This is a genomic window from Rheinheimera maricola (assembly GCF_016918075.2).
Lineage (GTDB): Bacteria > Pseudomonadota > Gammaproteobacteria > Enterobacterales > Alteromonadaceae > Alishewanella > Alishewanella maricola_A.
Genome location: NZ_JAERPS020000002.1, coordinates 121661 through 134895 on the forward strand (window position 1 = coordinate 121661; position 13235 = coordinate 134895).

Below are 13235 nucleotides of genomic sequence, written 5' to 3' on the forward strand. Positions count from 1 at the left end.
TGTCCTCACGCAAATAAACTGATTAATACGGCATTCTGGGCATGCATGCGGTTTTCCGCCTGCAGTAAAACAAGTGACGCATCGCTGTCGAGTACCTCGCTGGTAACTTCGTGCTCACGGTGCGCCGGTAAACAGTGCATAAAATACTTTACTGCCAGCCGCTGCATTACGGCGGTATTGATCTGATAGGGTTTAAACACCCGCTCAATCTGCTGCGGGTCAGCCTTATCGCCCATCGACAACCAGGTATCAGTATAGATAGCATCGGCGCCGGCCGCGGCGGATAAATGCGGACTTAGCTCCAGCACGGCACCGGTGTCAGCAGCAATTTTTTGTACATTAAGCAGCACCTGGGCATCGGGTGAAAAGCCCTGTGGCGTAACCACTGTCATCTTCATACCACTAAGCGCAGCACCAATCATTAATGAATGACAGACATTATTGCCATCACCAACATAAGCCAGATGCACTTGGCTTAAATCGCCAAAGTGCTCTTTTAACGCTAGTAAATCCGCCAATGCCTGGCATGGATGATATAGATCGCTCAGCGCATTGATCACTGGCTTGTGACTGGCCTGCGCCAGTTGCTCCAGCGTTTGCTGCGAGAACACCCTTGCGACGATAGCATCAGTCCAGCAGGCCAGATTGCGGCCAAAATCGGCCACAGTTTCGCGTTTGCCCATAGCGCCATTTTGCTGATCCAGATACACACTATGGCCACCGAGCTTATAAATACCGACATCAAAACTGACACGGGTACGCAAGGAGGGCTTCTCAAAAATCAGCGCGATGCTTTTACCTGCCAGCGCCTGGGTGTATTTCTGCGGTTGCTGTTTTACATCCAACGCTAAATTCAGCAAATCGTTCAGCGTTGCCGGGCTTAATTCAGCCAGACTCAATAATTGGTTTAGTTTACTCATTTTCAGCTGACTTGCCGCCAATGCGGCATCCTTGTTTAAGGGACTAACAGACGATGCGCGTGCCTACTGCTTGCTGTCGCATCAGATTTAACAGATCTTGCGGGTGTTGCCAGCCCGCGACAGTAATACTTCGTCGCAGTGCCTGAGCGGTATCCAGTGCAGCATCCAGTTTTACTTTCATGCCGCCTTTAATTACGCCTTGTGTCACTAATTTTGCAGCTTCAGCACTGTTAAGCTCGCTTATCAATTTTCCTTCGCCATCTAAAATACCCGGCACATCGGTCAGCAACACCAGTTGCCCCTGTACCAGCTGACAAATCGCGGCGGCAGCTAAATCGGCGTTGACATTTAATAACTGGCCCAGCTCACCATGGCCAACAGAGCTGAACACCGGCGTAAAGTGGCCAGCCAGCAAATTTTGCAGTAAAGTGCCGTCTTGTGGTTTAGCCACGCCCACTGCACCTAATTTACTGTTAAGTTCAAAGCGGCAACTGTTGCCAGCCGATAAGGTTAAACCGACCGGTTTTAAACCCTGTAAAGCGGCGCGCGCTACCATATGCGAATTAACCGCACCGGCTAAGGCCCCGGCGATCACCGGCATTTGCTCCGCCGGGGAAATACGCTGGCCGTCGAGTTTTTCGGTGTGAAAGCCAAACTTTGCCAGCCATTGGTCAACCTGGTCGCCGCCGCCGTGTACCAGCACCAGTGGGTACTGTTGCTTTAATTCGGCACACACTGCCAGCAAGGCATCCAGCGCGCTGTCGTCCTGCAACAGGCGGCCACCCATTTTCAGTACCAGAGGCGTATTATTCATGGCTCACCCCCGCAAACAGTCCTGCCGTTTCCGGTTTGCCAAAGCGCACGTTAGCCGCCTGCATGGCCTGCGCTGCTGCACCTTTTAATAAGTTATCAATAGCGGATACTACCACCAGTTGCTCGCCATCCTGCTGCCAGTGAATATCGCAGTAGGGCGTACCGGCCACGTCTGCTACATTGGGCGAATGCGACACTAAGCGCACCAACGGTTTACCGTTATAATCGTTATTAAAGGCAGCAGTAACTTGCTCTGCCGATACGCCAGCTTTCAGCGTCACGACGCTGGTGGCCAGGATGCCGCGTTTAAAATTGCCCAGATGCGGCGTAAATACCACTTTGCGGCCTAAATTTTGCTCTATCTCCGGCCGGTGACGGTGTTTAAAAAAGCCGTAAGCATTTAAGCCAACTTCACAAAATGAGGTGCTAAGTGCAGCCTTACGGCCGGCACCGGATACGCCGCTGGTGGCGTTAATTACTGGAATGCAGTTATCTGCCACTAAACCGGCTTTAAGCAGTGGTAACAGCGCTAAAGTACAAGCAGTGGGATAACAGCCCGGCACCGAAATTAACCGTGGCAATGGCGTACTCTGCCATTCCATTAAGGAATACACAGCCTCTTCTAACAGTTCAGGATGCTGATGTTCATAGCCGTAATATTGTGGGTATAACTGCGGCTGCTTTAAGCGAAATGCACCGGATAAATCCACCACATCTATGCCCTGCGCTAATAATAACGGAGTTACCGCTTCACTGGCTTCGTGTGGCAAGGCTAAAAAAGCCACATCAATTTTGCCGTTTAAGCCTGCAGCCAGCTCGTCGGTCCACGGCTGCACCATGACGTCCAGTTGCTGTTTATAACGTGGGTAAAGTGACGAGAACGGCTCTGCCGCCCGACCGGCCGACGCATAAGCGCCCACCAGCTCAAAATAAGGGTTACGCGCTAAAATTACTGCCAGCTCGGCACCGCTGTAACCGGCGGCGCCTAATACAATGCTGCGCACTAAAGAAGAAGATTGGTTTGTTGATAACATCGATTACGGCTCTCGAACAATAAATAACGTATAGGTATAGCACGAAACAGCCGCTAGTGTAGAACGGCCGCCATGCAGTTTCAAGAATTATTATGCTGATTTTGTGAATTTTTATTTGGCCTAGGTTTCTGACCGTTTTATCACAGCGCTACATCTACCCTGTTGCGACCACTTTGCTTAGCTTGATACAGTGCACTGTCGGAACGTGACAGCAATTTATCGTGTGGTACTTCACCAGCAAACTGTGCAACTCCCAGACTGATACTAATATGCAAACCTGCAGCAAAAGCAGAGCAGTCAATTTGCATAACAGCTTTACGGATGCGTTCACAAATATCCTGTGCCACTACAATGTCTGTATTGGGTAGCAGTAAGGCAAACTCTTCACCGCCCCATCGCGACACGGTGTCGTCCTGGCGGCACTGCGTACTAATTTCTGCCGCGACTAGCTTTAGTACCTCATCACCGATACTGTGACTATAGCGGTCGTTTACCTGTTTAAAATGATCGATATCCATCAACACCAGGCACAATGGCAAGTTACTCCGCTTTGAACGTGCACATTCCCGAGCTAAAGCTTCATCAAAAGCACGTCGATTTGGTAAGCCGGTCAGAGCGTCCAATCTAGCTTGTTGCTCAAACTCTTGTGCTTGTTGCTTAATTTGTGTCAACAGTGCTGACCGTTCCTGATCGATAGCTTGCAAATGATCGGCTTGCTGTTGTAATTTCAGAGTTTTTTCAGCCACTTGCAACCGAAGAAGCTGTTCACTACGCTGCAACGCATTAAAACGCCAGCGCAACATTGCTAAAGCTAATAAAATTATCGTCGCCATAATGGCCAGCCAGAAATCCACTCTTTGCCAGTAATAGGGTAAAATAGTGAAGTTCACATGCGCCTCTTGCCGACTCCAGCCGCCCTGAGGATAAGCCGCAGCAACGCGTAATTGATAATCGCCAGGCGGTAAATTAGTGTATTCAGCAGTGTTGTGGCTGCCACGGTCTATCCAATCTTCATCAAAACCAACAAGCTGGCTACGGTATTGAATACGTTGTGGCATAACGAAACCTAAACCAGCGAAAGCAAACTCCAATCTATTGGCACCAGGGGCAATAACAATACCTTGCCTGAGCACAGCCTCTGCACCGTTAACGCGAAGACCTTCGATCACAACAGGTGGAATATGAGTGGCGAAGCGTCGCAGGATTCCGGGCTGTACCCAACTAACCCCCTTAGAGGTAGCAAACCACACCGTACCGTCTTGTGCTAACGTTGCTGCCGCCATAGAGCCGCCGTTTGCTTGCGCACTTTGCATGCCGTCACTTTCGCCAAATAGCTCGTAGTGCAACTCCTGCTGCAAACCACTTAGCACACCCGCAAGATTATCGCGCTCTAGCCGCAATATGCCGCGGTTGCTGCTAATCCACAAATTATGGTTAACATCCAGCACCGCTTGGAATAACTTGTCGAACGGCAAACCTACTTTGCGACCGAGCATACTCAGCCGTCCGTCAGCAAAATGATAAGCAACCAAACCTCGGTCGGTGGTCATCCACAACAAGTTTTGCTGCGGATCTGGTGTAAAACCAAACGCATACTCAGCCCCATCAAGCGCACTAAAATCCAATGCTGTAATGCTACCATCTGTTTGCATAATGGCTACGCCGCCACCGGTACCAATGAATAATCGCCCATCACTGTGTTGATACAGCGCCATAATAAAGAGGGCGGGTAAACCATGCTCTGTACCGTATGCCTTAGTTGCGTCTTTGGTAACAAAATTCAGTCCCTGCGCCGTACCAACCCAAACTCCGTCAGTTAATGGCAACACGGCACGAACTTCATTTGCTAACAGGCCATTGTCACGCTGTAACTTTTGCACTATTTTTCCATCGCGCCACAATAAAGCGCCATCGGTATAGGTGCCAATCCAGACACTGCCATCAGCCGTTTCACTTAAACTCAACACAGATTGACCGCGGCTATATGCTGATATATCTAAGCGCTCTATTGTTTGGCCTACTATCCGACTTAACCCCTGACTACTGCCAACCCAAATACTTCCATCACTGTGCGCCAGGACTGCCCGTGTATAATCACCAGCTAATCCACGCTCTGCGGTGTAAGTCACAAAAGGAGCTTCGCGTAAGCGAAATAAACCGCCATTAGTACCAACCCAAATACTGTTTTCCCGGTCTTGATACAAGGATAAAATGCGGTTGTTGGGTAAGCCTCCGTCAATCGTAAGTTGCTCCAGCACACCGTCAGTCAAACGTAGCAGCCCCCGGTCCGTGGTACCCAGCCAAAGTTCATTGTTGCGCAGCAGCAATGCTGACACTGGCTGCTCAGACAACTCTGGTTGAACCAAATGGCTTTGACCGTTTTGCCACTGATATAACCCACGCTCCGTGCCGACTAATACTGTATCGTCGCGTTGCAACAAGGCAAAAACCGGAACTGGCGGAATATCGGGGATAGTGTGGATAGTTGTCGGGGTATCGGGATAAATAACTGCCAATCCACGGCCAGAGCCGATCCATACGCGACCGGCTGGATCGACTAATAATGAATGCACTATGTCACTGGGTAAGCCCTGCTCACTGGTAAAATGCAACCGGCTACCATCAGCCTGCTGATAAAACAGCCCTTGCCCTTCACTGGCCAGCCAGTAACCACCGTGCTGGTCCTGCTTTACATCATTTAGCAGCACATTCAATTGTGGCCAATGCCGCCAACCTGTAGTTGAACGTCGCACAAAACCGCCACGTGAGCCAACCACCAATAAAGCACCGTCATTGTCCTGGTGAATAGCACGAACACCCGAGTCTGGTAATCCGGTGTCAGTTCCGCGTCCTTTAAGAGCGAAATTGCGGCCGTTAAAGCGTGCCAAACCTTCCCAGGTAGCCACCCAAAGATAGCCGTCATCACTTTGATTGATACTGTTTATGGTGTTGTGTGGCAAACCGTCGCGGGTGGTCCAGCTTTCCTGAAAGTAGTTGGATAATTTTATCGCAGGTTCGGCAGTGGCATCAATGCTGGTTATCAGCATTAATGTGAACAACGCTGGGTATAGCATAAGGTAACTACTGCAACTGACAGTACAGCGCCAGTTTATAATCCAATGCATATCACTCTGTCCTAGCTCAATAAGCAAATGCTAAAGCACCACCACGGACCAGAGTAGCTTAATTTTCAGTCGCCGCCAAGCGTAACTAAAGTCGATAACCATATAGTAGTGCCTGCCTTGGGCAGGCGTTGCCATACTGCGTTACAGCGCTAGTTGAGGTCGCACACCCAGTAAATGACAGATCGCATAGCTAAGCTCGCTGCGGTTAAGGGTGTAAAAATGGAAATGATCTACGCCCTCACGGCTAAGCACTTTTACCATCTCCATAGCAATATTTGCGGCCACCAGGTTGCGCGTGGTAGCGTCATTGTCCAGGCCTTCATAGGCTTTGTGCATCCACTGAGGTACGGCCACATTGGTAAGGCCGGCAAATTTCCTCAGTTGCTGGAAATTGGTTACCGGCAAAATACCCGGAATAATGTCCACATCAATACCAATGGCTGCACAACGATCGCGGTAGCGCAGAAACTTTTCCGTATCAAAGAAAAACTGCGTAATAGCGCGAGATGCACCGGCATCGGCCTTACGTTTTAAATTCAGCAAATCAAATTGCGCATTCGGCGCTTCCGGGTGCACTTCCGGATAGGCCGCTACCGAGATATCAAAATCGGCCACAGAGCGCAGTATTTCCACCAAATCTGCTGCATACAGGTCAGGTTTAGACGTGCTGCCGGGCGGCAAATCGCCACGCAGTGCGACGATATGGCGAATACCGTTTTGCCAATAGTCTTTGGCAATTGCAATTAAATCGTCTTTGCTCGCATCAACGCAGGTTAAATGCGGTGCCGCAATTAAACCGGTGCGCTGCTTAATCGATTTTATAATGTCATGTGTACGGTCTCGCTCGCCGGAATTAGCACCGTAGGTTACCGAGACAAAAGACGGTGCCAGCGGCGCTAGCCGTTCTATCGATTGCCACAGCGTTTGCTCCATCTGCGGCGTTTTTGGCGGAAAAAACTCAAAACTGACGTTAACCTTGCCTTCCACATCCTGCAGGTTACGGTTTATTGCTTCTAAATATTGTGCATTTGCAAATGCCATAACGACTCTCTTTTACTACGTCAGTGGGGCCGGCAAGGTTGCCGGGCCAATAAGTTGATGAATTAATTGCGCCAGGTCGGCATGCAAGCCACCTGCCGTTACTACCCGACCTGCTCCCGGGCCTTTAAGCACCAGTGGATTATCGCAATACCAGAGCGAACGGATCACAAAAACGTTGTCACACGGCGCTATCGCCGCCAACGCATGGTCAGCGCTCACCTGTTTCAAGGCCACGGTCGCGCACACTTTGCCCTGCTCAAGCTTAAGGCTGGCAACATAACGCAGCACCTTGCCTGCTGCCTTTGCCGTGGCAAACAGCTGCGCCAAAACATCATCTAATGTTGCCCGCTGTGGCCAAAACTGCTGCCAACTGTCTTGCTCTAACCCAGCCGGTAGCAAGGGTTCTAATGCAATATCATCCAGCTCCAGTGTTAGCCCCAACTCCCGCGCCAACACCAGCAATTTGCGCTGTACGTCTTTACCGGACAAATCATCACGCGGGTCTGGTTCAGTTAAGCCGGCTTGCTGCGCTTGCAGCACAAACTCAGAAAACGGCTTACTACCATCGTATTGGCACAATAACCACGACAGCGTGCCGGAGAAAATACCACTGACTTCATCAATGCTGTCACCGGCGCTAAGCAATTCCTGCAAAGTACGCTGCACCGGAATACCAGCACCGCAGGTGGTGTTACTCAGCCATTGCCGCTGGTATTGTGCCAGGGCGCGCTTAATCTGCTGATATTCCGTGCCCGGCAGTGTTACGCCTTGTTTATTGGCACTGATAATATCGCAGCCAGCAGCTATAACCGCCGGGTATAGAGTTGCAAACTCGCGGCTGGGCGTAATATCCACCAGCACTTTCGGTGCTGGCAGCGCCTGCAGATAAGCCGCCAGCTGTTGTGCATTCCAGGCAACACCTGCAGCCAACGCCGCTTGCCAATTACTCACCGCAATGCTGTCACTCAGTGCCGCACGGCGTGAATTAACTACCGCCGCCAGGTTAAGTTTAAGCTTAGCGTCAAAACGTTGCTGCTGCGCCCCCAGCATGGCGAGAAACTCCGCGCCAACATTGCCGGTGCCGGCCACAACAATTTGCAGCACCGGCTGCGGTTGAATTAAACAGCGGTGCAATTGCTCCAGCGCGTCGTCAGGCAGCGGCGCGGCCAACAACCAGATCAGCTGCTGCGTGCTTTCATAACGGTGCAGTACGCCCTGCTGCTGCAATAATTGCTCTGCCGTATCAGTATGCGCGACAGCATCAGATTTTAACCACGCCAGCGCGTAATAACGCTGCGTATCCCACACCGCATGAATATTTAACCCAGCCAGATAGTCCAGTGCCTGTTCAGCGCATACCGCCGGCAATAACCAGCATAGATTATCGCCCTGCTGCGGCAGCTCAATCACCGGTTGCTGCAACTCCAGCGTCAGTTGTGCTGCGCTTACGCTGATATCCTGATGTAAGGTTAATAAGGTGACGTTATCCAGTTCAGTGATAAAGCCCTGCTGCTGCGCTTTTTCTTGCGCAGCACACTCCTGTGCCGCAGTGTCCTGCTGCACCACCCGACAACCGGCGTGTTGCGGCTGATAACTACTGCGCACCAGCAGCGCCGTGGCGGTACCGGTTAACGGTGACAAGGTACGGGCATGCAATACCGGATTACCCAGCTGCGCCAGCTGACAAGCTTGCTGCCAGCTAACCTGACTATACGGCAGCGCTGCTTTTACCTTGCGCGGATCGGCGCTGTAAATGGCTTTTACGTCGGTCCAGATAGTCACTTCAGTGGCATTGACCAAAGCACCAAGCAAGGTAGCGGAATAATCACTGCCATTGCGGCCCAACGTAATACTGCGGCCTTTGTCATCGCGGGCAATATAACCGGTAACGACATGTATCCGTTCAGCTTGTGTCAGGCCGGTTAACAATGCAGCCGACGCTGTCCAGTCCGGCTGATGCTGCTTTAACCGCAGAAAATCGCGCGCATCCAGCGCAGCAGCATTAAAGCCGCGCTGTTTCAGTACTTCACTTAATAACAACGCTGATAAACGCTCACCAATAGCCAGCACATCATTATGCTGTTGCTTTGCCAGCGCATCAGGCACTGCCGCCAGCCATTGCTGCAATTGCTTTATCACCAGTACTGCAGCATCAGCCGTCAGCGCCTGTTGCACTAACGCCGTTAGTTCGGCTTGCAGTGCAGCCAGGGCAATATCGCGGGCTTGTGTCTCTGTGGCAGCAGTAATATTCAGTAAGGCATCTGTGGTATCACCCGGCGCCGACACCACTACCCACAGCGCTTGATGATGGTTTTGTTGTTGTAAAATATCCGCCACCGCTGCAAAACGCTGCGCATCGGCTAAGCTGCTGCCGCCAAATTTATGCACCTGCGCTGGCGCGTGCTGTTGTGTTTTTAGCTGAGCTTGCATAATCAATTACCAAAAAGCGCGAAGTGCCGGATTTATCCGAAACTGCTGTTGTTCATTGGATGGCTTAACGACTTTACCGACACTACCGGTTCTATCAGTCTGCTGACTTGCCTCTGCCACGGCGTTAAATGCCTGCTGCAAATCTGCCAGCAAGTCATCACTATTCTCAATGCCCACCGACAAACGAATTAAGGTCGGGCCTATGCCCGCTGTCTGTTGCGCTTTGGCATCCATCGAGGCATGCGTCATAGTGCCAGGGTGGCAAATCAGGCTTTCAATACCACCAAGCGACTGTGCAAGGGTAAATAAACGCAGCGCAGAGAAAAATACCGGTAACAAAGCCGCATCAGCGGCTAAATCAAAACTACACATAGCGCCAAAACCACTTTGCTGCGCTTTGGCAATGGCATGCCCGGGGTGCTCTGGCAAGCCGGGGTAATATACTTTGGCCACCAGTGGTTGTTTCGCCAGAAAATCGACCACCCGGGCGGCATTATCTTGCTGCAGACGAATACGCGGCTCCAGTGTGCGCAAGCCGCGTAGCGTCATATAGCTGTCAAACGGCGCACCGGTAATGCCTAAGCAATTGGCCCACCACTTTAGCTCGTCACCCAGTTGCAGGCTGTTGCACACCAATACACCGCCGACAATATCGCTGTGGCCGTTAATATATTTAGTGGTGGAGTGCACCACGATGTCGGCGCCCAGCGCCAGCGGCTGTTGTAGTACCGGCGACAAGAAGGTGTTATCGACCACTACCAGCGCCTGTAGCTGTTTCGCCAACTGACATACTGCACGCACATCGGTAATTTGTAATAACGGGTTCGACGGTGTTTCCAGCCAGATCATTTTCGGTGCGGCTTTACTTATTTGGTCTGCCCAACCGGCTTGCTGAAAATTCACCACTAACAACTTAAAGGCGTTTTTACGCTGGGCTAAGTTGGTAAATAAGCGGTAGCTGCCACCATAACAATCGTGCGGGATCACTAAGGTGTCGTTCGGTGTAAGCAGTTGCAGTGCCAACAGGCAGGCTGACATACCGGTACTGGTAACAATAGCCTTTACGCCACCTTCCAGCTCGGCCAATGTTTCGCCCAGCAAGTCACGTGTCGGGTTGTTTGAGCGCGAGTAATCATATTGGCCCGGTTGCTTAAAAGCGGCTAATTCGTAGGTTGAGGTCAGATATAGCGGTGGTGTAACCGCTGAAAAAGCGGTGTCCTGGGCAATACCTGCTCTGGCAGCGATAGTTGCGACATGACGCTTTGACATGGTGAGACCTCATTTAGATGTTTAGACGTCTAAAAGTATAATGATAGAAAAACAGATGTCAAACCATTTAGCCGTCTATAATGATTATTTGTTGCACACTATTTGACTGAGCGGCATAACACGATAGAATTTCGCCACTTGCGCAAGCAATACAACATAATGACTAATACAAGGTAACCATATGGCTAAGTGGAATGGGGAATATATTCACCCGTACGCGGAACACGGTAAAAAATCAGAACTGGTAAAAAAAATCACCGTATCTATTCCGCTGAACGTATTAAAGGTGCTAACTGACGAGCGCACCCGACGCCAGGTGAACAACCTGCGACATGCGACAAACAGCGAATTGTTGTGCGAAGCGTTTTTGCATGCCTTTACCGGCCAGCCACTGCCAGCAGATGAAGATTTGCGTAAAGACAACCCGCACCAAATTCCGGCAGAAGTACGTCAGATCCTTACCAGCATGGGCAAACCTATTCCGGTGATCATTGAAGCCGATAGCGACGAAGAATAAACTTTTGCGTTAAAAAACCCGCCAGCAGGCGGGTTTTTTTGTTTAATACCGGTTAAGCACCGTAATAGTTATCAGGCAGCGGGATACGTGCTACGCCTGATGCCACAGCTGCCTCAGCCACCGCTTTAGCGACTCTTGGTAGTAACCGTGGATCCATCGGCTTAGGGATGATATAAGTTTTACCAAAATTCAGTTCATTCACTTTAGCGGCTGTAAGAACTTCTGCCGGCACAGCCTCTTTGGCGATAGCGCGAATGGCATTAACTGCAGCCAGTTTCATTTCATCATTAATCACGCTAGCGCGGACATCTAGTGCGCCACGGAAAATAAAAGGAAAACACAGCACATTGTTTACCTGGTTTGGATAGTCTGAGCGGCCGGTTGCCATAATAATATCAGTACGCACCGCATGCGCCAGCTCAGGCTTAATTTCCGGATCCGGGTTAGAACAAGCAAAAATAACCGGCTTTGCTGCCATTAATTGCAGCGCTTCCGGCGGAAGCACATCAGGGCCAGAGACGCCGACAAACACATCGGCACCAGCTAAAGCATCTTCCAGAGTGCGCTTATCAGTATTGTTAGCAAACAACAGCTTATACTGGTTTAAGTCATTACGTCGGGTATGGATAACACCTTTGGTGTCTAACATATAAATATGCTCACGCTGGGCGCCACATTTAATCAACAGTTCCATACAAGCAATAGCAGCCGCACCTGCTCCCATACAAACGATAATCGCACTCTTAATATCTTTACCCTGAATTTCCAACGCGTTCAGCATACCAGCAGCTGTTACAATAGCAGTACCGTGCTGATCATCATGAAACACCGGAATTTTGCAGCGTTTGATCAATTCTTTTTCAATTTCAAAGCACTCAGGCGCTTTGATATCTTCAAGGTTTATACCGCCAAAAGTGTCGGCAATATTGGCGACAGTATTAATAAACTCTTCAGTGGTACGGTGTGTTACCTCTATATCAATAGAGTCCAAGTTGGCAAAACGTTTAAACAGCAGCGCCTTACCTTCCATTACCGGCTTCGAGGCCATAGGGCCTAAATTACCCAGCCCCAAAATAGCCGTACCATTGGTGATCACGGCAACCAAATTACCTTTAGCGGTGTATTTGTATACGTTATCAATATCAGCTGCGATTTCCCGCACCGGCTCTGCTACCCCCGGGCTATATGCCAGTGCTAAGTCGGTGACCGTTTCTGCCGGCTTACTGATCTCAATACTGATTTTGCCTGGTTTGGGTTCTGCGTGGTAGCGCAGTGCTTGCTCTTTGAAATCTGACATCTGTTTTATCCTGCCGTTTATTGTAGGGTGTGGCGCAACGTTATAATTCTTGGGTCACGCTTGCGGGAGGCTTATTCTAAAGACCAGCTAAGACGAAGAGAACCAGAATCAGTCTGATCGTACCAGCGCAAAACTTTGACCAATGCCATACCACTTTAGTCGCAACGCCTGTTGTTATAACAACAAAACAGGCTAACGCCAAGAGACGTCTGGCCATCTGAATTGCAGATATGGCACAGAGTTGAATACAGATGTTACTACGACCGCATAATCATGCCGCACTAACGGAGAAGCTCGTGTTAACAGTGGGGATAATACGGTGAACCAGGCAAGGGTAACAGGATGAAATAAATCAACTATTTGTCGCTAACCAGCTTGTTATTGCCGCAATTACCGGAGCACAACAAAGGCATAAAAATATTTTTTAAATTGATAGTGATTATTAGTGTAAAAAACCAACTAATTTTAGGCGAAAAAAAAGCACCCGTGGGTGCTTTTTTCTGTTTTGCTGTAGCTGGACCGATTAACGGTTGCCCAGAACAGAGAAACGTTTTTTGAAGCGATCTACACGGCCGCCTACGTCTAACACTTTTTGCTTACCGGTATAAAATGGGTGGCAAGCAGAGCAAACGTCTAAGTGAATGTCTTTACACAGTGCAGACTTAGTTTTGAATGCATTACCGCAAGTACAGGTTGCAGTAATTTCTTTATATTCTGGGTGAATACCTGGTTTCATGGTTTACCTCGTTAGGCCGTATCGCTATCTGGTCAAATTATTGCCAGACACCA

Annotated in this window: 10 protein-coding genes; 1 reads left to right on the forward strand and 9 read right to left on the reverse strand. The window is 50.0% G+C overall.

Features of this window, described 5'->3' with window-relative positions:
• Positions 1-5: 5 nt before the first annotated feature.
• From I4W93_RS06260 to metB, 7 genes are all read right to left on the reverse strand, one after another.
• A complete protein-coding gene (locus tag I4W93_RS06260; RefSeq protein ID WP_205309382.1) occupies positions 6-920 on the reverse strand; it encodes an ornithine carbamoyltransferase in 915 nt (304 codons plus the stop codon).
• Positions 921-963: 43 nt separating this feature from the next.
• Positions 964-1734, reverse strand: a complete 771-nt coding sequence (gene argB / locus I4W93_RS06265) for an acetylglutamate kinase (RefSeq protein ID WP_205309383.1) — start codon at positions 1732-1734, stop codon at positions 964-966.
• Positions 1727-2767 carry an N-acetyl-gamma-glutamyl-phosphate reductase gene (gene argC / locus I4W93_RS06270; protein WP_205309384.1) on the reverse strand — a complete coding sequence of 347 codons (1041 nt, stop codon included), beginning with the start codon at positions 2765-2767 and terminating at the stop codon, positions 1727-1729. Before argC ends, argB begins: the two co-directional genes overlap by 8 nt.
• Positions 2768-2907: 140 nt before the next feature.
• On the reverse strand, positions 2908-5892 hold the full coding sequence (locus tag I4W93_RS06275) for a ligand-binding sensor domain-containing diguanylate cyclase (RefSeq protein ID WP_224673302.1): 2985 nt from the start codon (positions 5890-5892) through the stop codon (positions 2908-2910).
• Positions 5893-6033: 141 nt separating this feature from the next.
• Positions 6034-6933, reverse strand: coding sequence for a methylenetetrahydrofolate reductase (gene metF, locus I4W93_RS06280; RefSeq protein ID WP_205309385.1), 900 nt, complete (start codon positions 6931-6933; stop codon positions 6034-6036).
• A gap of 15 nt (positions 6934-6948) precedes the next feature.
• The gene (gene metL / locus I4W93_RS06285) at positions 6949-9363 is read right to left on the reverse strand and encodes a bifunctional aspartate kinase/homoserine dehydrogenase II (RefSeq protein ID WP_205309386.1); all 2415 of its coding nucleotides are present in this window, start codon (positions 9361-9363) and stop codon (positions 6949-6951) included.
• A gap of 6 nt (positions 9364-9369) precedes the next feature.
• On the reverse strand, positions 9370-10632 hold the full coding sequence (gene metB / locus I4W93_RS06290; protein ID WP_205309387.1) for a cystathionine gamma-synthase: 1263 nt from the start codon (positions 10630-10632) through the stop codon (positions 9370-9372).
• Between the two features lie 181 nt (positions 10633-10813).
• Between metB and metJ the strand changes: the two genes are divergently transcribed.
• Entirely contained in the window at positions 10814-11149 is a 336-nt protein-coding gene (gene metJ / locus I4W93_RS06295) for a met regulon transcriptional regulator MetJ (protein ID WP_008217699.1), read from the forward strand.
• A gap of 52 nt (positions 11150-11201) precedes the next feature.
• On the opposite strand, the gene I4W93_RS06300 is transcribed toward metJ, so the two are convergent.
• Both I4W93_RS06300 and rpmE read right to left on the reverse strand, forming a co-directional pair.
• On the reverse strand, positions 11202-12446 hold the full coding sequence (locus I4W93_RS06300; protein WP_205309388.1) for a malic enzyme-like NAD(P)-binding protein: 1245 nt from the start codon (positions 12444-12446) through the stop codon (positions 11202-11204).
• 523 nt (positions 12447-12969) lie between these two features.
• Positions 12970-13182, reverse strand: coding sequence for a 50S ribosomal protein L31 (gene rpmE / locus I4W93_RS06305; protein ID WP_027670299.1), 213 nt, complete (start codon positions 13180-13182; stop codon positions 12970-12972).
• Positions 13183-13235 lie beyond the last annotated feature (53 nt).